Origin of the sequence: Nocardioides dubius, assembly GCF_039528155.1 — a bacterium.
Taxonomy (GTDB): Bacteria; Actinomycetota; Actinomycetes; order Propionibacteriales; family Nocardioidaceae; genus Nocardioides; species Nocardioides dubius.
On the sequence record NZ_BAAALG010000011.1, the window covers coordinates 561,626 to 584,718 of the forward strand.

24 protein-coding genes and 1 tRNA gene are annotated in these 23,093 nt (G+C 70.4%); 15 read left to right on the top strand and 10 right to left on the bottom strand.

Annotated elements, in window-relative coordinates:
• Positions 1-26: 26 nt before the first annotated feature.
• Genes ABD151_RS15830 through ABD151_RS15840 form a run of 3 tightly spaced genes read right to left on the bottom strand, consistent with a single transcriptional unit; the run spans position 27 to position 3,084 of the window.
• The gene (locus tag ABD151_RS15830; protein ID WP_343995737.1) at positions 27-887 is read right to left on the bottom strand and encodes a dioxygenase family protein; all 861 of its coding nucleotides are present in this window, start codon (positions 885-887) and stop codon (positions 27-29) included.
• Positions 888-897: 10 nt separating this feature from the next.
• Positions 898-2,481, bottom strand: coding sequence for a 4-hydroxyphenylacetate 3-hydroxylase family protein (locus ABD151_RS15835; protein ID WP_343995738.1), 1,584 nt, complete (start codon positions 2,479-2,481; stop codon positions 898-900).
• Between the two features lie 30 nt (positions 2,482-2,511).
• Positions 2,512-3,084, bottom strand: a complete 573-nt coding sequence (locus ABD151_RS15840; RefSeq protein WP_343995739.1) for a flavin reductase family protein — start codon at positions 3,082-3,084, stop codon at positions 2,512-2,514.
• Positions 3,085-3,224: 140 nt separating this feature from the next.
• On the opposite strand from ABD151_RS15840, the gene ABD151_RS15845 reads away from it, so the two are divergent.
• The 9 genes from ABD151_RS15845 to ABD151_RS15885 all read left to right on the top strand — a co-directional run bounded on the left by ABD151_RS15845 (position 3,225) and on the right by ABD151_RS15885 (position 10,530).
• Positions 3,225-4,052, top strand: a complete 828-nt coding sequence (locus tag ABD151_RS15845; protein WP_343995740.1) for an IclR family transcriptional regulator domain-containing protein — start codon at positions 3,225-3,227, stop codon at positions 4,050-4,052.
• A 102-nt stretch (positions 4,053-4,154) separates the two neighbouring features.
• Entirely contained in the window at positions 4,155-5,369 is a 1,215-nt protein-coding gene (locus tag ABD151_RS15850) for an acetyl-CoA C-acetyltransferase (RefSeq protein ID WP_343995741.1), read from the top strand.
• The gene (gene pcaD / locus ABD151_RS15855; RefSeq protein WP_343995742.1) at positions 5,369-6,145 is read left to right on the top strand and encodes a 3-oxoadipate enol-lactonase; all 777 of its coding nucleotides are present in this window, start codon (positions 5,369-5,371) and stop codon (positions 6,143-6,145) included. The genes ABD151_RS15850 and pcaD overlap by 1 nt, the downstream gene beginning before the upstream one ends.
• A gap of 2 nt (positions 6,146-6,147) precedes the next feature.
• Positions 6,148-6,921 (top strand): CoA transferase subunit A, encoded by a 774-nt coding sequence (locus ABD151_RS15860; protein WP_425571938.1) that lies wholly within the window; start codon positions 6,148-6,150, stop codon positions 6,919-6,921.
• Positions 6,918-7,577, top strand: coding sequence for a 3-oxoacid CoA-transferase subunit B (locus tag ABD151_RS15865; protein WP_343995744.1), 660 nt, complete (start codon positions 6,918-6,920; stop codon positions 7,575-7,577). The genes ABD151_RS15860 and ABD151_RS15865 overlap by 4 nt, the downstream gene beginning before the upstream one ends.
• Before the next feature lie 13 nt (positions 7,578-7,590).
• Positions 7,591-8,499 (top strand): LysR substrate-binding domain-containing protein, encoded by a 909-nt coding sequence (locus ABD151_RS15870; RefSeq protein ID WP_343995745.1) that lies wholly within the window; start codon positions 7,591-7,593, stop codon positions 8,497-8,499.
• Complete coding sequence (locus tag ABD151_RS15875; protein WP_343995746.1) at positions 8,496-9,596, top strand: mandelate racemase/muconate lactonizing enzyme family protein; 1,101 nt, start codon at positions 8,496-8,498, stop codon at positions 9,594-9,596. The genes ABD151_RS15870 and ABD151_RS15875 overlap by 4 nt, the downstream gene beginning before the upstream one ends.
• Before the next feature lie 37 nt (positions 9,597-9,633).
• On the top strand, positions 9,634-9,915 hold the full coding sequence (gene catC, locus ABD151_RS15880; RefSeq protein WP_343995747.1) for a muconolactone Delta-isomerase: 282 nt from the start codon (positions 9,634-9,636) through the stop codon (positions 9,913-9,915).
• A gap of 30 nt (positions 9,916-9,945) precedes the next feature.
• Positions 9,946-10,530: an LOG family protein gene (locus ABD151_RS15885; protein ID WP_343995748.1), complete on the top strand. Its 585-nt coding sequence runs from the start codon at positions 9,946-9,948 to the stop codon at positions 10,528-10,530.
• 18 nt (positions 10,531-10,548) lie between these two features.
• Here the strand turns inward: ABD151_RS15885 and ABD151_RS15890 are convergent, their stop codons facing one another.
• Both ABD151_RS15890 and ABD151_RS15895 read right to left on the bottom strand, forming a co-directional pair.
• Positions 10,549-11,292 (bottom strand): maleate cis-trans isomerase family protein, encoded by a 744-nt coding sequence (locus ABD151_RS15890; RefSeq protein ID WP_343995749.1) that lies wholly within the window; start codon positions 11,290-11,292, stop codon positions 10,549-10,551.
• Positions 11,289-11,846 (bottom strand): TetR-like C-terminal domain-containing protein, encoded by a 558-nt coding sequence (locus ABD151_RS15895; protein WP_343995750.1) that lies wholly within the window; start codon positions 11,844-11,846, stop codon positions 11,289-11,291. Before ABD151_RS15895 ends, ABD151_RS15890 begins: the two co-directional genes overlap by 4 nt.
• Positions 11,847-11,924: 78 nt before the next feature.
• On the opposite strand from ABD151_RS15895, the gene ABD151_RS15900 reads away from it, so the two are divergent.
• Positions 11,925-12,818 carry a DUF4437 domain-containing protein gene (locus ABD151_RS15900; RefSeq protein WP_343995751.1) on the top strand — a complete coding sequence of 298 codons (894 nt, stop codon included), beginning with the start codon at positions 11,925-11,927 and terminating at the stop codon, positions 12,816-12,818.
• A 118-nt stretch (positions 12,819-12,936) separates the two neighbouring features.
• Complete coding sequence (locus ABD151_RS15905; RefSeq protein WP_343995752.1) at positions 12,937-13,587, top strand: enoyl-CoA hydratase-related protein; 651 nt, start codon at positions 12,937-12,939, stop codon at positions 13,585-13,587.
• 20 nt (positions 13,588-13,607) lie between these two features.
• Here the strand turns inward: ABD151_RS15905 and ABD151_RS15910 are convergent, their stop codons facing one another.
• The 4 genes from ABD151_RS15910 to ABD151_RS15925 form a co-directional block, all read right to left on the bottom strand.
• Positions 13,608-13,925 carry a Dabb family protein gene (locus ABD151_RS15910; RefSeq protein ID WP_343995753.1) on the bottom strand — a complete coding sequence of 106 codons (318 nt, stop codon included), beginning with the start codon at positions 13,923-13,925 and terminating at the stop codon, positions 13,608-13,610.
• A 2-nt stretch (positions 13,926-13,927) separates the two neighbouring features.
• On the bottom strand, positions 13,928-14,668 hold the full coding sequence (locus ABD151_RS15915) for a maleate cis-trans isomerase family protein (RefSeq protein ID WP_343995754.1): 741 nt from the start codon (positions 14,666-14,668) through the stop codon (positions 13,928-13,930).
• A gap of 98 nt (positions 14,669-14,766) precedes the next feature.
• Positions 14,767-15,636 carry an SDR family NAD(P)-dependent oxidoreductase gene (locus ABD151_RS15920; RefSeq protein WP_343995755.1) on the bottom strand — a complete coding sequence of 290 codons (870 nt, stop codon included), beginning with the start codon at positions 15,634-15,636 and terminating at the stop codon, positions 14,767-14,769.
• Between the two features lie 118 nt (positions 15,637-15,754).
• The gene (locus ABD151_RS15925) at positions 15,755-18,088 is read right to left on the bottom strand and encodes a calcium-binding protein (protein WP_343995756.1); all 2,334 of its coding nucleotides are present in this window, start codon (positions 18,086-18,088) and stop codon (positions 15,755-15,757) included.
• A 948-nt stretch (positions 18,089-19,036) separates the two neighbouring features.
• Here ABD151_RS15925 and ABD151_RS15930 point away from each other — a divergent pair.
• Together ABD151_RS15930 and ABD151_RS15935 are read left to right on the top strand one after the other, a co-directional pair.
• Positions 19,037-20,281: an HNH endonuclease signature motif containing protein gene (locus ABD151_RS15930; RefSeq protein ID WP_343995757.1), complete on the top strand. Its 1,245-nt coding sequence runs from the start codon at positions 19,037-19,039 to the stop codon at positions 20,279-20,281.
• 192 nt (positions 20,282-20,473) lie between these two features.
• Positions 20,474-20,896 (top strand): SRPBCC family protein, encoded by a 423-nt coding sequence (locus ABD151_RS15935; protein ID WP_343995758.1) that lies wholly within the window; start codon positions 20,474-20,476, stop codon positions 20,894-20,896.
• Positions 20,897-21,062: 166 nt separating this feature from the next.
• Here the strand turns inward: ABD151_RS15935 and ABD151_RS15940 are convergent.
• Positions 21,063-21,136: transfer RNA gene (locus tag ABD151_RS15940), tRNA-Met, on the bottom strand.
• Positions 21,137-21,502: 366 nt separating this feature from the next.
• On the opposite strand from ABD151_RS15940, the gene ABD151_RS15945 reads away from it, so the two are divergent.
• Together ABD151_RS15945 and ABD151_RS15950 are read left to right on the top strand one after the other, a co-directional pair.
• On the top strand, positions 21,503-21,880 hold the full coding sequence (locus tag ABD151_RS15945) for a type II secretion system protein (protein ID WP_343995759.1): 378 nt from the start codon (positions 21,503-21,505) through the stop codon (positions 21,878-21,880).
• Positions 21,881-21,978: 98 nt separating this feature from the next.
• Positions 21,979-23,079, top strand: a complete 1,101-nt coding sequence (locus tag ABD151_RS15950) for a type IV pilus twitching motility protein PilT (protein WP_343995761.1) — start codon at positions 21,979-21,981, stop codon at positions 23,077-23,079.
• Positions 23,080-23,093 lie beyond the last annotated feature (14 nt).

Sequence of the window (23,093 nt, forward strand, 5' to 3'; positions counted from 1 at the left end):
GTGCCGGCCACCCGGGGGTGGGTGGTTCAGGACCCGGGCTGAGGCTCCAGCTCGAAGTCATAGACGCCGCGGCGGTTGCCGTTGCCGTCATCGGTGGGATCGATGATCAGCTCGGGCTTGGTGGCCTCGGCGACGTCGGAGTCCAGCCATTCGCCGCCGGCGAAGTAGAGCTGGGTGGTCACCGGCCGGTGGCCGGCCGCGCGCACCTGGATGTGCAGGTGCGCCGGGCGCCACGGGTGCCAGCCGGCCGCCTCGATCAGCTGACCGGTCGGACCGTCGGTGGGGATCTGGTACGGCGCCGGCTGGATGGTGTCGATCTCGTAGCGCCCCTCGTCGTCGGTGACGATCACGCCGCGCAGGTTGCCCTCGGGCAGGTGCGGCGCGAAGCCGGAGTAGTAGCCGTCGGCGTCGGCCTGCCAGAGGTCGACCTCGGCGCCGGCCAGCGGGGTGCCGTCGATGTCGCGGACCTGGCCGGCCAGCACCAGCGGCAGGCCCTGCTCGTCATCGCGGCGCGGCAGCCGGCAGGTCGCGGAGAGCCGGACCTGGTCGGGCAGGTAGTAGGGCCCGAGGATCGAGCCCTTGGTGCCGCGCTGCGAGGTGGCGACCTGCGCCTCCACCGCGTGCTCGACGAAGACGTCCATGAACAGCGGCCACTCGCCGCCCTCGCCGACCGCCATCAGCCAGGCCTTGGCGGCCTGGAACTCGGGGTAGCTGACGTCGTGCGCGGCGATCGCGTCGTGCACGCCCTTCAGCACCGAGGTGACGATCGCGGCGACCCGCTCCGGCGGGGTGTCGGCGACGTCGCGGGTGCCCGCGGTGGCCTTGAAGTTCTCACTGGCGTTGGCGCCCGCGCCGGCTGCGGTGGGCGAGCTCTCGATGGTGCTCATCTGTACGTCCTCAATTCCGGTTCAGGATGCGGCTGACGTCGGTGGGGTTGATCAGGTCGGGCACGGTCCAGCCGTCGAGGTCGTACTCGGCCATCATCGACTCGGCGAAGCCCTTCATGGCATCGGTCTCCCCCTGCGCCTCGGCGGCGAAGAGGATCTCGGCCTTCACGTTCTCGTGGTTGCCGGAGTAGTTGCGCTCGTAGAGCTCGTGGCGGCCGCCGAACTCGGAGCCGACCGCGTCCCACAGCGCCTTCATCACCTTGACCCGGTCGACGGCGTCGTAGCCGTTGGAGCCACGCACGTACTTGTCGAGGTACGGACGGACCTCCGGGGTCTTGAAGTCGATGGCGTTGGAGTTCAGGTAGATCAGGCCGGAGGCGACGTCCTGCTGGATGATCTCCTTGACCCGCGGGTAGGCCTGGATCATCAGCTGGCGGTAGACCAGCCCGTAGTCGAGCTTGGGCAGCACGGTTCCGTTGGGGCCCTCGTCGGGGTTGAGCGCCATCGCATCGGCGAGCGCCCGGAAGGCGTTGCGGTAGCCGATCACCTCGCCGACCCGGGTCTGCACGCCGCGGAAGTCCTTGCTGCCGGTGGCCTCCAGCGCCTTGAGCAGCAGGCCGGCGATGAAGTCGAGCTTGACCGAGAGCCGGATGCAGCCGTGGAAGGTGAACCGCGGGATGAAGCCCGACTGCGGGAAGAAGCCGTTGATCTTCTCGACGTCGCCGTAGACGAAGATGTTCTCCCACGGCACCAGCACCTTGTCGAAGACGAAGATGGTGTCGTTCTCGTCCATCCGGCTCGACAGCGGGTAGTCGAACGGGCTGCCCATCACGTCGGACTGCATGGTGTACGACGGACGGCAGATCAGCTTCACGCCCGGTGCGTCCATCGGCACCGTGCAGACGATCGCGTACTCCTTCTTGCGGATCGGCAGGCCGTAGTGGGCGATGAAGTTGTAGTTGGTGATCGCCGAGCCGGTGGCCACCACCTTCGCGCCGGAGACGATCACGCCGGCGTCGGTCTCCTTCTCGACCCGCATGAACACCTCGCCGGCCTCGTCCGGCGGCAGGTCGCGGTCGACCGGCGGGTTGATGATCGCGTGGTTCCAGTACAGGACCCGCTCCTGGCTCTCCTTGTACCAGCGCTTCGCGTTCTCCTCGAAGGGCGCGTAGAACTCGGTGTTGCCGCCCAGGGTGCCGAGGAAGCTGGCCTTGTAGTCGGGGCTGCGGCCCATCCATCCCCAGCTCTGCCGGGCCCAGGCCTCGATCGCCGCCTTGTCCTGCACCAGGTCGGCCGAGCTGTGCGGCGCCCGGAAGAACGGGTGGGTGTAGCCGCCGTTGCCGGTGTCGGTGGGCACCGCCAGCACGCCCGCGCCGGAGACGGCGTCCTCGTGCAGGGCGTCGTAGAGGCGGGCGGTCATCCGCACCGGGTTCCGGAAGGCGGGGTGCTCGGTGACGTCCTTGACCCGTTCGCCGTAGATCCAGATCTCGCGATCGTCACGGATCGAGTCGATGTACTCCTGGCCGGTCATCGGCCGGACGTCGTTCGCGCCCTCGGTGACGGTGCTGAGCTTGCGTTCCTGCGTGGCGGTCATCGGTATGTCCTTCGCTGGGTGTGGGTGGGGTCAGGCCGGGGACGGCACGGCGGCCGACCTGGCGAGCGGGGTGAAGGTGGCGGTCGCGTCGAACCAGCCGTGGTCGGGGTTGTCGATCGAGCCGTCCCAATGGACGCCGGTCTCGAGCGGGCTGAGATGGCGGAAGGCGCCACCGTGGAAGAGCAACGGGTCGCGGCCGGGGATCTGGACCTGCTCGACCTCGCCGATCACGATCAGGTGATCGCCGCCGTCGTAGGTGCGCCAGGGCCGGCACGAGATGGTGGTCGCGGTCCGGTCCAGCACCGGGGCGGTCGGCCCCTCCAGCCAGGCCGGAGCCTGCTCGGCCGGGCGGCCGGCGAAGTGCCAGGCCACGTCGAGCTGGTCGGCGGCGAGCACGTTGATCGCGAACGGCTTGTCCTTGAGGAACTCGCACGCCTTGGAGTTGCGGGCCAGGGTGACCTGGGCCAGCGGCGGGTCCAGGGAGACCGCGGTGAAGGCGTTGACGGTCGCGCCGTGGGGTTGGCCCTCGGCGTTGACGCACGTGACGACGGTGACGCCGGTGGCGAACTGGCCGAATGCGTTGCGCAGCTCTCGCGGGTCCATCGCTCTCACCTCCGTGTACGCTCTGCGTACGCTCTGCACGCTTTGCGTTCACCTGACTGTGTCCGCGATCACATGGCGGAGTCAACGGGTTGGACCACCCCCATCAATACCCAGATCGATCCGATCGAAAGGCTGCGGCTATGAGTGCCATCTCGGAGCAGGGCAAGGACCGCGACGTGATCCAGAGCATCGAGCGCGGATTCGCGGTGCTGCTGGCCTTCGACGCCGATCTCCCCCGACCGACCCTCGCCGAGCTCGCGGCCCGCACCGAGCTCTCCCGGCCCGCAGTCCGGCGGATCCTGATCACCCTGCAGAAGCTCGGCTACGTGGAGCCGGACGGGTCGCGCTGGACGCTGACCCCCCGGGTGCTCACCATCGGCCAGCACTACGCCGCCACCCACGGCATCGTCGAGGTCGCCCAACCGCACCTGATGCGCCTGGCCGAGCGCACCGGCGAGTCCGCCTCACTGGCCCAGCTCGACGGCGCCGAGGTGATCTACGTGGCCCGGGTCCACGTCCGGCGGGTGCTCAGCCTCAACGTCGACGTCGGCACCCGGGTCCCCGCCTACGCCACCTCGATGGGCCGGGTGCTGGCCGCCTACGCCGAGGAGAGCACGGTGGCCCGGATCATCGAGGCCGGGATGCCCGCACTGACCGCTTGGACGGTGACCGACCCGGTCGCCTTCCGCGACCGGCTGCACGACGCCCGGCGCGCCGGGTACGCGATCGTCGACAGCGAGCTGGAGGACGGCTTCCTCTCCGCCGCGGTCCCGGTCCGCGATGCCAACGGCGAGGTGATCGCCGCCCTCGCCTACTCGACGGCCCGCGGCCGGCACAACGCCGAGGATCTGGCCCAGAACGTGGTGCCGCTGCTGCTGGAGACGGCGTCCGCGATCGGCGCCGACCTGCAGGTGCTGCCCGAGCGGTCGCGCCAGCTGCGGGTGCAGGAGCGCAGCGGCTTCTACTGACCGCGGGCCCGCCAACTCGCTGCGCCGATTGATATTTCAGAGTTCCTAATCAGCGCCGAATAAGTACTTCACTCGATCTATCGCGCGACCTACCGTCGAAGCATGACCGAGATCGTCCTCTGTGAACCGATCCGCACCCCGGTAGGTGCCTACGGCGGCGCGCTGTCCGGCCTCACCGCCGTCGACCTCGCCACCCAGGCGCTCAGCCGGCTGCTCGCCCGGACCGGGCTCGGCGAGGGCGACGTCGACGACGTGATCCTCGGCAACTGCTACCCCAGCGGGGAGAACCCCGCGATCGGCCGGATCGCAGCCCTCGACGCGGGGCTCGGCGTCGGCGTCCCCGGCCTGCAGCTGGACCGTCGCTGCGGATCCGGCCTGCAGGCCGTGCTCTACGCCGCCGGCCAGGTCGCCACCGGTGCCGCGAGCGTGGTGATCGCCGGCGGGGCCGAGTCGATGTCCAACGTCGAGCACTACGCGGTGGGCCTGCGCACCGGCGTCCGCAGCGGCGGCGTCGAGCTGATGGACCGGCTGATCCGCGCCCGCGAGACCGCCGGCGGGCGCGACCACCCGGTCCCCGGCGGCATGCTGGAGACGGCCGAGAACCTGCGCCGCGAGTACGGCATCTCCCGCGCCGAGCAGGACGAGTACGCACTGCGCTCCCAGCAGCGCGCCGGCGCCGCCCAGGCCGAGGGCCGCTTCGACGACGAGCTGGTCGCCGTCACCGTGCCGGGACGCCGCGGTCGCCCGGACGTCGTCGTCGACCGCGACGAGCACCCGCGCCCCGACACCACCCTCGAGCAGCTCGCGGCGCTCCGCCCCGTGCTGGGCCGCGTCGACGCCGAGGCCACCGTCACCGCCGGCAACGCCAGCGGCCAGAACGACGGCGCCGCGCTCTGCGTGGTGACCACCCGCGCCGAGGCCGACCGCCGCGGGCTGCGCCCGATGCTGGCGCTCCGCTCGTGGGCCGTGGCCGGGGTCGCGCCCGAGGTGATGGGGATCGGCCCGGTGCCCTCCACCGCGGCCGCCCTGCAACGGGCCGGCCTGACCCTGGAGGAGATCGACGTGATCGAGCTCAACGAGGCGTTCGCGGCCCAGGTGCTGGCCTGCCTGCGCGAGTGGCGGATCGCCGACGACGACGAGCGGCTCAACCCCAACGGCTCGGGCATCTCGCTGGGCCACCCGGTCGGCGCCACCGGTGCCCGGATCCTGGCCACGATGGCCCACGAGCTGCACCGGCGCGAGGCGCGGTTCGGGCTGGAGACCATGTGCATCGGCGGCGGCCAAGGGCTGAGCGCCGTCTTCGAGAGGGTCTCCTGATGGGTGCCGTCGCCGTCCACCACGTCGTCACCGGGCCCGCGGACGCCCCGGTGGTCGTGCTCTCGAACTCCCTCGGCGCCACCCACACCATGTGGGACGCCCAGCTCGAGGCACTGAGCGCGCGGTTCCGCGTGGTCCGCTACGACACCCGCGGGCACGGCGAGTCCCCTGTGCCGCAAGGGCCCTACGACATCGACGACCTCGCCGACGACGTGATCGCACTGCTCGACCACCTCGGTGTCGACCGCGCGCACTTCGTCGGCCTGTCGCTGGGCGGGATGACCGGGATGCGCCTGGCCGCCCGCAACCCCGAGCGCCTCGAGCGGCTGGTGGTGCTCTGCACCGGCGCCCACCTCGAGCCGTCGGCGGCGTGGCACGAGCGGGCCGCCACGGTGCGCGCCCAGGGCACGGAGGCGGTGGCAACGGCGGTGGTGCAGCGCTGGTTCACCACGCCCTACCTGGCGGCTCACCCCGAGCGGCGGGCCGCCGCCGAGGCGGTGGTGGCCGCGACGCCGGCCGAGGGCTACGCCGGCTGCTGCGAGGTGATCGCCGCGATGGACCTGCGCACCGACCTGCCGCGGATCACCGCGCCCACCCTGGCCATTGCCGGCGCCGACGACCCGGCCACCCCTCCCCCGCATCTGGCGGCGATCGCGGACGCCGTCATCGACGGCCGGCTGCTGGTCGTCGAGCACTCCGCGCACCTGGCCAACGCCGAGCAGCCGGAGACGATCACCCCCGCGATCATCGAGCACCTGGACGGAGGCCGGCGATGAGCCTGGACAAGGTGGCCGCCAGTGCGGCCGAGGCGGTCGCCGACATCACCGACGGCGCCAGCCTCGCGGTCGGCGGCTTCGGGCTGGCCGGCATCCCCTGGTTCCTGATCGAGGCGCTGCTGGAGCAGGGCGCCGGCGACCTCACCGTGGTCTCGAACAACTGCGGCGTGGACGGCGCCGGGCTGGGCCTGCTGCTGGAGGAGCGGCGGATCACCCGGGTGATCGCCTCCTACGTGGGCGAGAACAAGGAGTTCGCCCGTCAGTACCTGGCCGGCGAGCTGACCGTCGAGCTCACCCCGCAGGGCACCCTCGCGGAGCGGATGCGGGCCGGGGGTGCCGGCGTCGGCGCCTTCTTCACCCCGACCGGCGTGGGCACCATGGTCGCCGAGGGCGGCCTGCCCTGGCGCTACCACCCCGACGGCTCGGTCGCATTGGCCTCGCCGGCCAAGGAGGTGCGCACCTTCGGCGGACGCGAGATGGTGCTGGAGGAGTCCATCGTCACCGACGTGGCGCTGGTCCGCGCCGCGGTCGCCGACCGGGCCGGCAACTGCCGCTTCCATGCCTCGGCGCGCAACTTCAACATGCCCGCGGCGATGGCCGGACGGCTCACCATCGTGGAGGCCGAGCAGGTCGTCGAGGTCGGCGCGATCGACCCCGACGACGTGCACCTGCCGGGCGTCTTCGTGCAGCGGGTGGTCGCGTTGACCCCGGAGCAGGCCGCGCACAAGGAGATCGAGAAGCGCACCACCCGTCCCCGGACCGAGGAGTCGGCATGAGCTGGAACCGCGACGAGATGGCGGCCCGCGCCGCCGCCGAGCTCGCCGACGGCGAGTACGTGAACCTCGGGATCGGGCTGCCCACCCTGATCCCCGGCCACCTGAGCGCCGACTCCGCGGTCACCCTGCATGCCGAGAACGGGATCCTCGGCGTCGGCCCGTTCCCCTACGACGACGAGGTCGACCCCGACCTGATCAACGCCGGCAAGCAGACCGTCACCGTGCTGCCCGGCTCCTCCTACTTCGACTCCTCGGTCAGCTTCGCGATGATCCGTGGCCAGCACATCGACACCGCCGTGCTCGGCGGGATGCAGGTCGCCGCCAACGGCGACCTGGCCAACTGGATGGTGCCCGGCTCGATGGTCAAGGGCATGGGTGGCGCGATGGACCTGGTCAGCGGCGCGCGCCGGGTGATCGTGCTGATGGAGCACGTCACCCGGGCCGGTGCGGCCAAGCTGGTCACCTCCTGCGACCTGCCCCTGACCGGGCGCCGGGTGGTCTCCCGAGTGATCACCGACCTGGCCGTGCTCGACGTGCTCGGCGACGGCTTCGCCCTGGTGGAGCTGGCCCCCGGCGTCAGCGCCGAGGAGGTGGCCGCGAAGACGGACGCGCCGCTGCAGATCGGCTCTACGGTGGCCACAACGGCCGATCGCTGATCCGGAGGACTCCATGGAGCTTCGTCACCTGCGCTACTTCTCCGCCGTCGCGGAGACCCGCCACTTCGGGCGAGCCGCCGAGCGGCTGCACATGGCCCAGCCGGCGCTCTCCCAGGCGATCCGGCAGCTCGAGGCCGAGCTCGGCACCTCACTCTTCGAGCGCACCACCCGCCAGGTGGAGCTGACCGCGGCCGGTGAGTTCCTCCAGGGCGAGGCGGCGCGGATCCTGGCCGCCGTCGAGGAGGCGGCAGCCGGCGTCCGGCGGATCGGCCAGGGCCACCAGGGCCTGATCCGGATCGGCTTCACCGGCAGCGCCGCGCATCGGCACCTGCCCCGGATCGCCCATGTGGTCCGGGAGGCGCTGCCTGGGCTGGCCCTCACCTTCCACGCCGACCTGCTCACCCCGGCGCAGGTGAACGGGCTGCGCGAAGGCGCGCTGGACCTGGCCGTGCTGCGTCCGCCGATCAGCGGGGACGGCGTCCGGGTGCGCACCATCGAGGCCGAGCCCCTGGTGCTCGCGGTGGCCGCCGACCACGAGCTCGCGACCCGCGCGGAGATCTCCATGCGGGATCTGGCGGGTGAGTCCTTCATCCTGCTCGCCCATGCCGCCTCGGTGGTCAACGAGGCGGTGGTGAGCAGCTGTCGCGCGGCCGGCTTCGACCCGCGGCGCGAGCACGAGGCGGCCAGCAACGCCGTCCAGCTCCCCCTGGTGGCCGCCGGACTCGGCGTCGCGCTGGTCCCCTCCTCCGTGCAGGCCGCGCCGTTGGACGGCGTGGTCTTCCGCGACGTCGTCGACGCCGCCACCGTCGAGCTCGCCCTGGCCTGGCGCGCCGACGAGGACAGCCCTGCCGTGCTCTCCGTCCTACGCGCCCTGCAGGCAGCAGACCTGTTCGCCTCCCATCCCGAAGGGGAACCCCAATGAAGATCACCAGGATCGAAGCGATCCCGTTCGCGATCCCCTACGCCAAGCCCCTGCACTTCGCCAGCGGCGAGGTGCACACCGCCGAGCACGTGCTGATCCGGATCACCACCGACGACGGACTCACCGGCGTCGCCGAGGCCCCGCCGCGTCCCTTCACCTACGGCGAGACCCAGGGCGGCATCATCGCCGTGGTCGACGGGATCTTCGCCCCGGCACTGCTCGGCCTGGACCTGATGGAGCGCGAGCAGATCCATGCCCGGCTGGCGCGCACCGTCGGCAACCCGACGGCCAAGTCCGCGATCGACATGGCGATCTGGGATGCCATGGGGCAGGCGCTCGGCTACAGCGTCACCGAGCTGTTGGGCGGCTACACCGACCGGATGCGGGTCTCGCACATGCTCGGCTTCGACGCCCCGGCGGCGATGGTCGCCGAGGCTGAGCGGATGCGGGAGACCTACGGGATCTCCACCTTCAAGGTGAAGGTCGGACGCCGGCCGTTCCAGCTGGACACCGCCGTGGTGCGCGCCCTGCGCGAGCACTTCGGCGACACCATCGAGCTCTACGTGGACGGCAACCGCGGCTGGTCGGCCTCGGAGTCGGCTCGCGCGATGCACGAGATGGCGGACCTCGGCCTCGCGCTGGCCGAGGAGCTCTGCCCGGCCGACGACGTGCTGGGCCGGCGGTGGCTGGTGCAGCAGCTGGAGGTGCCGTTCGTGGCCGACGAGTCGGCGGCGACGCCGGCCGAGGTCACCCGCGAGCTGCTCGGCGGCGCCGCGACCGCGATCAGCATCAAGACCGCCCGCACCGGGTTCACCACCAGCCGCCGGGTGCACCACCTCGCCGAGGGCCTGGGCGTCGAGGTGGTGATGGGCAACCAGATCGACGGTCAGCTGGGCTCGCTGGCCTCGGTCGCGTTCGGCTCCGCCTTCGAGCTCACCTCCCGCCGCGCCGGCGAGCTCTCGAACTTCCTGGACATGAGCGACGACCTGCTCGCCGAGCCGCTGGAGATCCGGGGCGGCGAGCTGATCGCCCGCACCGGCCCGGGCCTCGGCGCCGTGATCGACCCCGACAAGCTCGCCCGCTACCGCCAGGACTGACCCACGCACCCGCGCATCGGAACCGAAGGAGAGAGCAGTGCTCTACCACGTACGGATGGACGTCCGAATCCCCCACGACATGGCGGCCGGTGAGCGCGCCGACCTGATCGCCCGGGAGAAGGCCTACGCCCAAGAGGTGCAGCGCTCCGGGCGCTGGCCGCACCTGTGGCGGATCGCCGGGGAGTACGCGAACATCTCGATCTTCGACGTCGCCTCGCACGACGATCTGCACGACCTGCTCTCCGGGCTCCCGCTCTTTCCGTACCTGGAGATCGCGGTGACCCCGTTGGCGACGCACCCCAGCGACATCAACGCCTGAGCCCCGCGAGCGGATCCCTAGACTCAGCGCATGAGCCGAGAGATCCGCCGCGTCGCCGTCTTCTGCGCCTCGAGCCCGGGCACGGACCCGGAGCTGGCGCGCTCCGCCCGTGCCGTGGGCCGCGGCCTGGCCGAGCGTGGGATCGGGCTGGTCTACGGCGCCGGCGGCTACGGCCTGATGGGCGAGCTCTCCCAGGGCGCCCTCGACGCCGGCGGCGAGGTGATCGGCGTGATCCCGCGCTCGATGGTCGACCGGGAGTGGGGGCGCGACGATCTCACCGCGCTGCACGTGGTCGAGACCATGCATGAGCGCAAGGCCCTGATGGCCGAGCTTGCCGACGCGTTCCTCTGCCTGCCCGGCGGGCTGGGCACGCTGGAGGAGATCATCGAGGTCTGGAGCTGGCGCCAGATCGGCTTCAACGACGACCCGGTCGGGTTCCTCAACGTCGCCGGCATCTGGACGCCGCTGCTCACCGCCCTGGAGGGGCTGGTCACCGCCGGCCTGATCCGCCGTGAGGTGCTCGACGACGTCGTGGTCGCCGACGATCTCAACACCGCGCTGGCCGGGCTCGCCGGCCGGCGCGACGTCGTCTTCGCGGACAAGCTGCACGGCTGACGCCGCCGCGGCGCGCGATCAGTGCTCGCGCAGCAGGGTGCCGGCGCCCTTCACCTGGTCGTCGATGCCGTGCTCGCGCAGGGCGTGCCAGAGCGTGGCGGAGTTGATCGCGACGACCGGCTTGCCCAGCTCGGCCTCCAGGGTCTCGGCAAGGCCGACGAAGGAGAGGTTGGTGCCGACCTGGACGATCGCCTCCACGCCGGGACCGTCGAGTGCGGCGATGGTCTCGCGCAGCTGCGGCTCCTCGACCCGGGCGATGTCCATCGCCGTCGGGCAGCGCAAGCCGGTGATCGCCGCGACGTCGAAGCCCGCCTCGGTGAAGAACCGCCCGACCTCGCGATCGGCGACCGGCTGATAGGGCGAGAAGACGGCGATCCGCCGGGCGCCGAGGGTGTGCAGGGCCTCCCGGCACGAGCTCGCGCCCGTGGTGACCGGCAGGCCGGTGCGATCGCGCAGCCGCTTCTCGAAGGCTGCGTTGCCCTCGACCCCACCCCAGAAGGTCTCCGCCGACATCCCCATCACCAGCCGGTCGGGCTCTGCGGTGAGCGCGTCGCGCACCGCGTTGTCGATCGAGGCCCGGATCTGCACGAGCAGGGCCTCGAAGCCTGCGTCGCCTGAGATCGTCGGGTCGGCGATGTGCATCGAGCCCGCCCGATAGGCGACTCCGTCGATGCCCGCGCGCCAGTAGTCGTGCTCGACCACGGTGTTGGTGCTGGGAACGATCACGCCGAAGACGGCCCGGGGGCCCACCACGTTGGTCATCGGGCCACCATCGCGATCTGGACGTCGACCATCCGGTGGGCGCGGGTGCGGGCGGTCGGCCTCCCCAGCAGCAGCGCGTCGACCAGCAGCGGGGAGACGATCGCGGCCACCGCGTCGTCGGCCGCGACCGAGGGCAGTCCGGCATCGCGGAGCACCGCACGGAACGGGGCCAGCAGGTCGCCGACGTACTGCTCGCGCAGCTCGCGGGCGTCAGGATCGCTGGCCGCCACCGCGGTCAGCGCCTGGAGGAAGGCGGCGACGGGCTTGTCACGAAGACGGTTGCAGAGTGCGTCGACCTCGGCATGCAGATCCCGGGAGACGTCACCCGTGGGCTCCAGCGGCGGGCTCGGCGCGACCTCGATCAGCGCGCCGAGGACGGCGGTGGGGGTCGGCCAGTGCCGGTAGATCGTCGAGCGTGAGACGCCGGTCGCTTGGTGCAGGCGCTGCGCGGTGAGGGCTGCCGCCCCTTCCGCGAGGAGCAGATCGAGCGCGGCGGTGAGGACGACGGTGGTGGTGTCTTCCGTCGGTCCGGCGGGTCGGCCAGTCGTGGTCATGAGATAACAGTACACATTGTATCGAAATCTGTGTTACCAATACATCTTGTACCGATAAGTCCGAGCCAAGGAGATCCCATGAGACCCCATGTCGAGACCGTCGACGAGCGTGACCTGATCTGGCACATCGGCGAGTTCGAGCACGCCACCGGAACCTCGAAGCAGAAGAACCTCTGCTACGACGAGGAGGACGGCTCCGCCTCGCTCAAGGTCCACTTCACCAGCAACTGGTCGCGCCCCGCCGGCGTCCACGCAGCGGAGACCGAGTGGTACGTGCTCGAGGGCGAGGTGCGCATCGGCGACACCGTCCTCGGGCCGGAGGGCTACTGGCACGCCGCCACCGGCGTCTGGACCCCGGCCATCGAGGTCGCCGAGGGCACCGTCGTGCTGCTCTGGCGCGAGTACGGCGACTGGTCCTTCACCCCGTGCGACGAGGACCTTCCCTCCGTGCGCCCCGACCAGAAGCTGATCGTGCTGCAGGTCAGCGAGATGCCGTGGATCGACGTCGTCGACGGCAGCCCGATGCGGTTCGACCTGGGCGGCACGCCGGTCCCCGGTCTCTACATCAAGCTCCTGCACCGTGACGAGAAGACCGGCTTCTACACCCGGTTGATCAAGGCCAAGCCGGGCTGGGTGGAGCACCCGCTGGCCCACCACCCCTGTAGCGAGGAGGCCTACTGCCTGGAGGGTGGCTTCGACTACAGCTTCGGCAAGATGTGGCCGGGCACCTACTTCTGGCGGCCGCCGCTGGTGCGCCACGGCGACTTCACCGCCGACCCGGTGGAGGGCTGCACCTGGATCCTGCGCTCGGACAGCGACCTGGTCGACTGGTACACCGACGACGCCAAGATCGAGATGCTCGGCACGCCCACCAACTGGGGCGAGGGGTTCCCGCACAGCGCCGCTCCGCGGCCGGTGCAGCCGGTCCGCTCGCGCAGCCTCGGCCCCTGGGCGGACCCGACCTACCAGTGAGCCGTACCGTCGGCGCGGATCGGGACTGGACCCGAGGTTCTGCCGCATGATTCGCTGGCGCGCGGGCGCCGCCCTTCCGGGCGCGCCCGCCCGCCACGGTCCTGCCAAGGAGATCCCGATGCCCCAGCTCACCACCCGCGACAACGTCCACCTGCTGAGCCTGGGCAGCGACGAGAACCGGTTCACGCTGGACTGGCTGACCCGGATGGAGGCAGCACTCGACGCGATCGAGGCACAGCCCGCGCCGCTGGTCGCCTTCGGCGAGGGCAAGTTCTTCTCCAACGGCCTCGACCTGGACTGGGTGCTGGCCCATCCCGACGAGCTGCCCGCCTACACCGCGCGCGTCCAGGCCGTCTTCGCCCGGGTGCTCACCCTCGGCGCTCCGACCGCGGTCGCCATCAACGGCCACGCCTTCGGCGCGGGGGCGATGCTGGCGATGGCGTTCGACTGGCGCGTGATGCGCGAGGACCGGGGCTTCTTCTGCTTCCCCGAGGTCGACATCCAGATCCCGTTCACGGTCGGCATGGCCGCCCTGATCCAGGCCAAGCTGACGCCGCGCGCCGCCGTCGACTCGATGACCACCGGACGTCGCTTCGGCGGCCTGGACGCACTCTCCGCCGGCATCGTCGACGGCGTCGCCGCCGAGGGCGCGCTGGAGGCGGCAGCCCTGGCCCACGTGGCCCCGCTGGCCGGCAAGTCCAGCACCACCCTGGCGGCGATCAAGTCGACGATGTACGCCGACGTCGTGCGCGCCCTCGCGCAGGGCTAGGCCACGTGGGCAGCTGGCCGCTACGGGCCGAAGCTGCGCACCGCGTCGTCCTCGTACTGCACGAAGACCTTGTCCGCCAGCACCGGGGCGATGCGCTCGGTGATCACCGCGACGTGCGCGGGGTGCGACTTGTAGCCCTCCCAGCTCGCCCGGTCGGCGAAGCGCAGATGGAAGCGCAGGCTCGCGTTGCCCGCGACCAGGCCGGCGTCGCGGACCACCTCGGCCGAGACCAGCCCGTCGATCAGCGGCGGCAGTGCGAGCAGGCCCTCGGCGATCGCCTCGAACTGCTCGTGGGAGGCGTCGGGCAGCAGGGTCAGGTGTGCCACGTGGTTGAACATCCTCAGTGCTCCTCGAGCAGGCGGCCGTAGCCGGCGATCCGGTCGTCGATCCCGTTCGCACGGAAGGCGTGCCACATGGTGGCCAGGTTGATCGCGATCACCGGCTTGCCGAGCTCCTTCTCCAGCTCGGCAGCGACCGCGACGCACTCCAGGTTGGTGCCGCACTGGATCAGCGCGTCGACGTCGTCGCCGTCCACCGCAAGGAACGCCTCGCGCAGGGTCTCGGGCGTCTCGTCGGCGATCGAGGTGGCACTGGCCGAGCAGAGGCCCTTGATCGCAGCCACGTCGAAGCCCAGCTCGGTGAAGTAGGCGACGACCTGCTCGTCGCCGACGGGCTGATACGGCGTGACGATGCCGATCCGCCGGGCGCCGAAGGCCGTCAACGCCTCCCCCGCCGCCGTGGCGCCGGTGGTCACCTCCAGCCCGGTCAACTCGCGCACGTTCTGCTCGAACGCCGCGTTCCCCGCGACACCGCCCCAGAAGGTCTCAGCCGACATGCCCATCACCAGGTACTCCGGCTGGCAGGTCATCACCACCTCCAAGGCGCCGGGAAGCGCCTCGTTGAGGCACTCCCGGAACGCGCCGAAGGCATCAGCCGAGTCCAGCGCCGGCGCCTTGATCATGATTCGGCCGGTATGCCAGGAGCAGTCCTGCGGTCGCAGGTGGTGGAACTCGCGCTCCACCGAGGTATTGGTCGACGGCAGCACCAGTGCGAACTTGCAGCCCTTGGTCAACGTGATCACAGCTCCCTATGCCCAGCGACGCGCACGGTCGCACGGACTATAGAGAATATATGATTCTTGGCGATTCTGCGCGAGCAGTGCGGGCTCCGGGCGTTCGGCTACTCCACGCCCTCGGCCTGCGGCACCCGGTCCGTCGCGGCAGCCAGGGCGCCGGCCAGCTTCGGCGCCCAGATGGTCCGCCCGAGCCACTCCCGCGCACCGTCCTCGGGATGCGCCGCCAACCAGGCGATCACCTGGCCTGAGGCGGCCGGGTCGGCCGAGGCGAACCCCTTCTCCTCGATCGCCTCACTGCCACCACGCGCACGCCCGGACTCGGTGACCACGAAGCCAGGATCGATGTTGAACGCCCGCACCCCGGCCTCGGCGAACTCCGCATTGACGATCCCCGCCAACCGACCGAACGCGGCCTTGGAGGCGGCATAGAGCAGGCCCCAGCCCCCGTCGCCAGGAAGTCCGCGCGGGTCCGTGGTCGCGGACCCCGAGACCATGTTGGCGACCAGGCCGCCGTCCCCCTCGAGCATCCGCGCCACCACCATCCGGGTGAGCAACACCTGGTGATAGAAGTTGCCGTCCCACACCGCATCCGCCGACGCCCGGTCGATCTCGAAGAGGCGCTGCTGCGGCAGATGCACGAAGCCGTTGTTCACCAGCACGTCGACCTTGCCCCACGCGGCATGAACCGCATCCACGGCAGCGATCACGCCCTGCTCGTCGGCCAGATCCATCACCACCGGCAACGCTTGCGTGCCGCGCGCCTCGATCTCGGCCGCCGTCGAGGCCAGGCTGCCCGGGACCGCGTGCACGCCATCGTCGCCGCCGGTGGCCCGAGCCGCGATCACGCCGTCGCCCTCACGCTGGGTGCGCCCGGTTATCGCGACGTCGTAGCCGACCTCCGCCAGGACCAACGCGGTCTGCCGACCGATCCCCCGAGTCGCTCCGGTCACCAGAGCCTTGCCACGTCCGCCCATCCCGCTTCGTCTCCTAGGCCACTCGCCGTCTCCTGCCGAACGCTCGCAGTGTGACACCGGGCACCTCGTGCCGGAGGGGCGATCCCGCTGGCCGGAGGGACCGCTTGGCCCAGCCGGGTCAGGGGATCCGGCGTCGCACCTCGCACTTCACGCCGACGTCACGTTGGCTGCCACCGTCGCAGCGATCCCGCCCTGAGGCACCCACCAGCCGATCCTTGCCCGTGCCACCGCTGAGCCGGTCGGCACCCGCGTCGCCGTACAGACGATCGTTCCCGGAGTCACCGGTGAGGCCGTCGTTGCCGGCACCACCGTAGAGACGATCGCCTCCGGAGCCCCCGGTGACGGCGTCGTTGCCGGCGTCGCCGCGGATCAGGTCGTTGCCGGCACCGCCGGTGAGCGCGTCCGCTCCGCCCTGGCCGGCGATCACGTCGTTGCCACCACCGCCGGAGATCCGGTCCGCACCCGGCGTCCCGGTGAGCTTGTCCGCGCCTGGCCCCCCGACCAGGCGCGTGACACCCGAGAGCACATCGCTGCCGGAGATCGGCGCGCCCAGCTTCGCGATCACGCCGCTGGTGGCGTCCGCGTAGCTGACCGTGTCGCCGGGGCCGCCGGTAACGACGTCGTGCCCCTTCCCAGGCTGGAAGACGTCGGCTCCAGGGCCACCCCGGAGTTGGTCGTCGCCGTTGCCGCCGACCAGGACGGTCGCGCTCTCCAACGGGTCGATGACGTCGTTGAAGGCGGTGCCGATGATCCGCTCGGGCCACGGGATGCGTCCCTGGGTGGGGTTGTTGGCCCCGATCTGGTCGAGCCCGGCGGCGCCGGCCACGTTGGTGAAGCCCGAGCCGCAGTTGTCCGAGCAGACCCACACGCCGGTGTAGGGCGCCGTCTGCGAGGCGTAGGGGACGGTGATGTCGGTGTAGCTGACGGTGTCCTTGCCTGCCTCGCCGAAGGCGGTGTCCGCCCCCAGCCCGGGCAGCAGGACGTCGTCGCCGTCGCCACCGCGCAGGGTGTCGTTGCCGTCGCCACCGACCAAGGTGTCCGCGCCGCCCTCGCCGTAGAGCTTGTCGTTGCCGGCGCCGCCGTTGATGGAGTCCGCTCCCCCGCCACCACAGATGGTGTCGTTGCCGCCGAGACCGTTGATCGAGTCGTTGCCCGGCGTTCCCACGATGACGTCGTCGCCTGCCGTCGGGAGCTCGTTGAGACCGATCGCCACGGTTGCGGTCAGGCCGTTGCAGGTCAGCCCGGTGGCCGGCGTGCTGAACGACTGGACACTCCCCCAGGTGATCTTCGCCGTGGCGAGCGTCGTCCCTGCGGGCTCGGCGATGAAGCCGTAGCGCCAGTAGTAGGTGGTGCCGGGGGCTACGCCCATCCCGGGACTGGAGCCCGCCCCTGAGGCACGCCAGTCGAACTCGGAGAGGAAGGAGGAGCCGGAGTTGTCGATGGTGCCGCTCACCATCTGCTGCACCTGAGAGGTGTTGTTCACCAGGGCCTGGGCCGAGGTCGGCAGCGCCTCGACCTTCGCGCGGGTGGTGTCGCGGGCGAAGACCACCTCACCCGGCACGTGGTTGGTGAAGACCTCGGCGCGCGAGAGCACGCCGTGCGCCGTCGCCAGGGAGGGGTTGAGCTCATAGGCGGCGCTGGTCTTGGTGGAGGGGTTGTCGTAGCGGACGCGGTAGGCGTAGCCCGGGTCCTGGACCGTCGGGTTGCCGGGCGCCGGCGGGGGCGCCGTCCCGGTGCCCGCGTCGGCGGCGAACACGTTGAGCGGTGCCTGCAACGGCACCATCCGCGGCACGTCCTCGGTGTTGATCACTGCGCCGCCGCCGATGGTGCCGTTCACCGTGCCCGTGCTCTTGACCGGGATCGCGATCTCGACGCCATGGCCGCCGACCGTGGGCCAGTAGTTGGTGTTGTAGCAGCCGGAGGCGTAGCCGCAGAGGATCTGCCAGGAGTTCGGCTGGCCCGTGGTCGCGGATGCGGACTGGAACTTCGCGGAGCCCGGCTGCGGGCAGGTCGCCGCGTTCTCCTCGACGCCGTCGAAGAGGCACACGGTGTGGCCGCTCATGTCGACGGTGAGGCCGGGCGGGAGCGTGAAGACCGGGACGACGCCCTGGAAGCCGCACGGCGTGGAGATCGAACGGGCCCAGACCCGGATGTGGAAGCTCTCGCCGACCCGCGGGTGACCCGAGTCGAGGTTCACCTCGGTGCCCATCCCGGTCACCACGCCGGTGCTGGGCATCGCCACCTGGCCGCCACCGCCCATGTTGGCGATGATCAGGGACTGGCAGTCGATCACCGTGGTCGAGCGGGTCGCACCGTCGGCGAAGACGGAGGTCGCATGCCACCCGTCCTGCGGGTAGTAGTAGGCGTTCGCCGGGACGGCGGTGACCAGGTTGAACCCGACACAGCCGGCGACGATGAGCAGCAGCGAGGTGAGTGCAGTCCGAGCGCGCATGCCCGCAACGTAAGCGCGATGGCAGGCGTCAGCATCAGGGTTCTACCCCCGATTTTGGGGAGGGTGCGTCTGGCTCGGGGGCAGATCCGCCTCGTCGCCGCGGTCCGGGTTGTCGATGACCCAGGTTGCGCGCTCGTGCGGCACACACCTGGACAGATGGATCTGCTGCCCCGCTCCCTCGCCACGTCCAGCGCGCGATCGAGGATGCCGGGCCGGAACCATCCGTCGCCCTCAGGGGCCGCCGGCTCCAGCACCCACCAGACCAGCGCGTCATAGTCATAGCTGTCGTGGAAGTAGCCCTCGGGTGAAGCACGGCCGTTCCCGTGCCTGACAGCGGTCACGTGCAGGAAGTCATCGACGTGGACGACGACCCCCTCGCGCCCGTGGCTGCGCAGCAGAGTCGCCAAGGCCCCTCGCGAAGGTCGCCTTCCCAGAGCTTTCGACTCCATCGACCGCCACCAGCAGTCGCTGGTCCGGGCGCAACCGGGCGATGCTGCCCGCGATTGCGACAATCTGCTCCGTCACGCCTTCACCGAACCATGGGGCGCACGCTCCTCACGGGAAGGAGCCTGCCCTTAGGCGCTGCTCTGTAGGAATTCTGTCGTGACCATGTTGAGCGCTGCGGCGGGTTGACAGCGGAGCAGCGGGACGGCCGGGGCCCGGCCCCCAGCGGTGGGAACCGCCGCGCCAGGGATGTGTCGGAGGTCACCTCTAGTGTGATTCGTGTGCTCGGGAACCACCCGAGACACCCGCCCCTCGGAGGCGCACATGCCACGCATCACTCCCCCATCCGGTCCGCCTACTGCGACCACCCAGCCGGACGCGCTCACGTCGAGCCAGCAGGCGATCTGCCAAGCCACACTCGCGATCGAAGCCGCACTGAACTCGTGTAGCGACGCGAATCCGATCTACCTCAGCACTGCCGAAAAGGAAGCCGTACTACTCAAGATGCCGGTGTTGCAGGCCCGGCTCACCGAGCTGAACTACCGGCTCCTGGCCTGTGCCCTCGATGTCGCCGACGCCCACGGCGCCCGCAACATCGGCGACTACCTCGCGCATGAGACCAAGCAGGCCCACGGCACCATGGCCCGCGAGCTACGGATCGCACGCGAGCTCGACAGCCGGTGGATGCACCTGCACGCCGCACTCCGCGAAGGCCGGGTCAACCTGGCCCAGTCGGTGGAGATCACCCGGTCCTTGAACGCGCTGCCCGACGACCTCGACGCCACCGTGGTTCGTGACGCGGAACGGACGCTCGTGGAGCACGCTGAGGAGTTCGGGCCCAACGACCTCCGCCGGATGGGCAAACGCATCATCGACGTCGTGGCGCCGGAGATCGCCGAAGCCGTGGAAGGCAAGCGATTGGCCGACGAGGAACGCTCCGCGCGCGAACGCCAGCAACTGACGTTGAAGCCGCAAGGCGACGGCACCACCCGGATCAGCGGTCTGCTCACCGACGGCTGCGCCAACCGACTCGCCACCGCACTCAACGCGATCACCAACCCCAGGAGGGATCACCTCACCCCCGCACCCTGCGGATGTGCGCCCGACGAGACAGGCGAATACGCCGAGTCGTGCGGCGACCTGGAGTGCCCCGGCAGTGACACGCACCAACCGCTGGCTGGTCCCGAACCCGAGCCCACCAAGCCCAACCCCGTGCGCAAGCTCTCCACCCCACAACGCAACGCCCGCGCGTTGAATACGCTGCTCGAGACGCTGGATCCGAAACGTCTACCCCTGCACGGCGGCGACGCCACCACCGTCGTGGTCACCATCAGCCTCGACGCCCTACGCAACGAGATCGGCACCGCGACGCTGACCACCCAACGCGACGGATGGCACGACCGCATCTCCGCCGGCGAAGCAAGGCGCCTCGCCTGCAACGCCGGGATCATCCCCGCAGTCCTCGACGGCCAGAGCCAACCCCTCGACCTAGGGCGAACGAAACGCTTCTACAGCGCCGCCCAACACCGAGCCCTCGCCCTCATGCACCCCTACTGCCGAGCCGAGAACTGCCGAATACCCGCCACCTGGTGCGAAGCACACCACAACAACCCCTGGCACCTCGGCGGAAGAACCGACCTCGCCGACGGCAGCCTCCTGTGCAGCAAGCACCACCACTACATCCACGACCCCACCTACACCGTCGAATACCTCCCCCACGGAGGGATCAGATTCCGCAGACGCACGTAGGGCGGCCGCCACCTCGGCCGACCACGCGACCACGCGCGCGCCACGCAAGCATGCGGCCGTCAGCCTGCTGGCGGCGCGAGGCTGCAGATCGAGCGCGCCCCGGCTCCGTCTGCCCTTCCTGCGCAGGGCACGTGCCCGTTGGGCGCTGCGCGTACGGTCGAAGTACAGGCTCCCAACCGTGAGGCGGCATTCATGAAGATCGTCCGAACGCTCACCGTGCAACGCCCGATCGACGAGGTGTTCGCCTATCTGCAGGACTTCACCACCACTGAGGAATGGGACCCAGGAACCGTCCGCACCGTCCGCGAGAGCGGCGACGGCGGCGTCGGAACCCGCTACCACAACGTCTCCCGGTTCCTCGGCCGCGAGACCGAGCTGACCTACGTCGTCGAGCAGGTCTCTGCGCCCACGCTCTTCAAGCTGCGCGGCGAGAACAAGACCCTCGTCGCCCACGACACCATGACCCTGCGTGAGGTGGGCCCGAACGCCACCGAGCTCACCTACCGCGCCGAGTTCGACTTCAAGGGCCTGGCCCGTCTGATCGCCCCGCTCACCGCGCCCGCCTTCTGGCGCCTCGGCAACCAGGCCGAGGCACAGCTCCGCAAGGTTCTCTGACCGGGCGCCCACGCGAGCACCAACCGGGCCATTCCGTGGCCCGCCCGGTCCACCGTGGACACCGACCCGATCAAAGGTCAACAAAATGGATGACGTCCGCAATTAAACGACGTCCGCAAATGCACTGAGGCCCGGAATCACAGCGATTCCGGGCCTCAGTCATGAGTAGCGGGGACAGGATTTGAACCTGTGACCTCTGGGTTATGAGCCCAGCGAGCTACCGAGCTGCTCCACCCCGCGCCGATTGCTCCGCAAACTTAGCAGACCCTTTCCCAAGCACTCCATCCGGCCCACCTCGGCCACCGACGAGCGAAGCGCACGACCCGTGAATCCCCTTATTTCTAAGGGGATTCAGCCCCTCCGCGCACGCAGAGCGTCGACGGCGACAACGAATTTCGGCTGTCTAGTCGTCCTACCCACTATTAGGGGACTACGCACTCCACCAGCGCTTTCGGCCGAAGCCGGTTCTACGTTCGAGTTGCTTGAGGCGAACATGCGGATCAGCCAAGGGAATCGTTTTCTGGGGGGCAGCGCCGCGGGTTTCGACAAGCACAACCAATCGGGGCGCTCGGGGGCCCATCACACCATCACTAGGGGGATAGACCCATGATTCAGCGCGCCATCAACCACGTCCGCACCGCTCGCACCGCTCGTCGCGACGAAGCCGGCTTCACGCTCATCGAGCTCCTGATCGTCATCGTCATCCTCGGCGTCCTCGCGGCGATCGTGGTCTTCTCGGTGCAGGGCATCAACGACACCGGCGAAGAGGCCGCTTGCAAGGCCAACTACAAGACCGCTCAGACAGCGCTCGAGGCCTACTACGCCAACGAGGACACCAACGCCTACCCGGCGAACACGGCGGCTCTGGTCCCGTCGTTCCTGACCGAGGACCCGAGCGACGGTGACGCCGAGGTCCGAGTCACCTACGCCCAGACCGGTGGCGGCACGGGCTACACCCTCGGCAAGGGCACTGCCTGCGACTGAGTCGCATCGGCGCCCGCGTCATCGGCGCAGCGCCACCAGTGGGAGGGCCGCCACCGCACGGCGGCCCTCCCCCGGCCACCAAGTGTCAAGGGGGACACATGGACACCAGCGTTCACCAGATCGGCCTGCACGTCGACCGCCTGCTCGGCGGTCTCTGGGAAGCCCGGGGCACCGACCTGCTGCTCACCGTCGGCCTTCCGCCCATGGTCCGCATCGACGGCACCCTGGCTCCGGTCGCGGGCGAGCCCGCACTCGACGCCGACGCCGTCGACGGACTGCTCGCCGAGGTTCTCACCGATGCCCAGCGCGATGCCTGGGCCGGCCTGCACGAGTACGACTTCTCCTTCTCCTGGCGCGACCGCGCCCGGATCCGTGGCAACGCCTTCACCCAGCGCGGGCAGAGTGCCGTCGCGCTGCGGATGATCCCGCGCGAGATCCCGACACCGGACGACCTCGGGCTGCCGCCCGCGTTGCGCGAGCTCTCGCTGCGCCACCAGGGACTGATCCTGATGACCGGCCCGACCGGGTCCGGAAAGTCCACCACGCTGGCCTCGCTGATCGACCTGATCAACACCAATCGGGGCTGCCACATCATCACCGTCGAGGACCCGATCGAGTACGTCCACGACCACAAGCGCTCCGCCGTCAACCAGCGCGAGGTCGGCACCGACACGGGGGCCTTCAACGACGCCCTGCGCTCGGTGCTCCGCGAGGACCCCGACGTCCTGCTGGTCGGCGAGATGCGCGACCTGGAGTCGATCGCCTTCGCACTGACCGTCGCCGAGACCGGACACCTGGTCTTCGCAACGCTGCACACCAACGACACCGCACAGTCGCTGGGCCGGATGATCGACGTCTTCCCGGCCGAGCAGCAGGCCCAGATCCGGGTCCAGCTCGCTGCCGCGTTGAGCTGCGTGGTCTACCAGCGGCTGATCCCGCGGATCGGCGGCGGCATGGTCGCCGCCTACGAGGTGCTGGTCGCCACGCCCGCCGTGCGCAACCTGATCAAGGAGGGCAAGACGCACCAGCTGCGCAACTCCCTGGTCACCGGGCAACGCGACGGGATGGTCACCCTCGAGCAGTCCCTCTCGCGACTGGTCGCCGACGGCGAGGTGAGCGTCGAGGACGCCGCCGCCCGCAGCCTGCACCCGCACGAGATCGAGACCCGCCCGCACCTCACCGCGAGTCTGCGGGCCTAGGGATCGGGGCAGAT

Bases quoted from the DNA above. Each gene is read 5' to 3' on its own strand.
- ABD151_RS15950 (WP_343995761.1), top strand. From the start codon at position 21,979: ATGGACACCAGCGTTCACCAGATCGGCCTGCACGTCGACCGCCTGCTC.
- ABD151_RS15905 (WP_343995752.1), top strand. From the start codon at position 12,937: ATGCCCCAGCTCACCACCCGCGACAACGTCCACCTGCTGAGCCTGGGC.
- ABD151_RS15835 (WP_343995738.1), bottom strand. From the start codon at position 2,481: ATGACCGCCACGCAGGAACGCAAGCTCAGCACCGTCACCGAGGGCGCG.
- ABD151_RS15890 (WP_343995749.1), bottom strand. From the start codon at position 11,292: ATGACCAACGTGGTGGGCCCCCGGGCCGTCTTCGGCGTGATCGTTCCC.
- ABD151_RS15900 (WP_343995751.1), top strand. From the start codon at position 11,925: ATGAGACCCCATGTCGAGACCGTCGACGAGCGTGACCTGATCTGGCAC.
- ABD151_RS15935 (WP_343995758.1), top strand. From the start codon at position 20,474: ATGAAGATCGTCCGAACGCTCACCGTGCAACGCCCGATCGACGAGGTG.
- ABD151_RS15870 (WP_343995745.1), top strand. From the start codon at position 7,591: ATGGAGCTTCGTCACCTGCGCTACTTCTCCGCCGTCGCGGAGACCCGC.
- ABD151_RS15930 (WP_343995757.1), top strand. From the start codon at position 19,037: ATGCCGGTGTTGCAGGCCCGGCTCACCGAGCTGAACTACCGGCTCCTG.
- ABD151_RS15850 (WP_343995741.1), top strand. From the start codon at position 4,155: ATGACCGAGATCGTCCTCTGTGAACCGATCCGCACCCCGGTAGGTGCC.
- ABD151_RS15840 (WP_343995739.1), bottom strand. From the start codon at position 3,084: ATGGACCCGCGAGAGCTGCGCAACGCATTCGGCCAGTTCGCCACCGGC.
- ABD151_RS15910 (WP_343995753.1), bottom strand. From the start codon at position 13,925: ATGTTCAACCACGTGGCACACCTGACCCTGCTGCCCGACGCCTCCCAC.
- ABD151_RS15830 (WP_343995737.1), bottom strand. From the start codon at position 887: ATGAGCACCATCGAGAGCTCGCCCACCGCAGCCGGCGCGGGCGCCAAC.
- pcaD (WP_343995742.1), top strand. From the start codon at position 5,369: ATGGGTGCCGTCGCCGTCCACCACGTCGTCACCGGGCCCGCGGACGCC.
- ABD151_RS15895 (WP_343995750.1), bottom strand. From the start codon at position 11,846: ATGACCACGACTGGCCGACCCGCCGGACCGACGGAAGACACCACCACC.
- ABD151_RS15920 (WP_343995755.1), bottom strand. From the start codon at position 15,636: ATGGGCGGACGTGGCAAGGCTCTGGTGACCGGAGCGACTCGGGGGATC.
- ABD151_RS15885 (WP_343995748.1), top strand. From the start codon at position 9,946: ATGAGCCGAGAGATCCGCCGCGTCGCCGTCTTCTGCGCCTCGAGCCCG.
- ABD151_RS15925 (WP_343995756.1), bottom strand. From the start codon at position 18,088: ATGCGCGCTCGGACTGCACTCACCTCGCTGCTGCTCATCGTCGCCGGC.
- ABD151_RS15875 (WP_343995746.1), top strand. From the start codon at position 8,496: ATGAAGATCACCAGGATCGAAGCGATCCCGTTCGCGATCCCCTACGCC.
- ABD151_RS15945 (WP_343995759.1), top strand. From the start codon at position 21,503: ATGATTCAGCGCGCCATCAACCACGTCCGCACCGCTCGCACCGCTCGT.
- ABD151_RS15865 (WP_343995744.1), top strand. From the start codon at position 6,918: ATGAGCTGGAACCGCGACGAGATGGCGGCCCGCGCCGCCGCCGAGCTC.
- ABD151_RS15845 (WP_343995740.1), top strand. From the start codon at position 3,225: ATGAGTGCCATCTCGGAGCAGGGCAAGGACCGCGACGTGATCCAGAGC.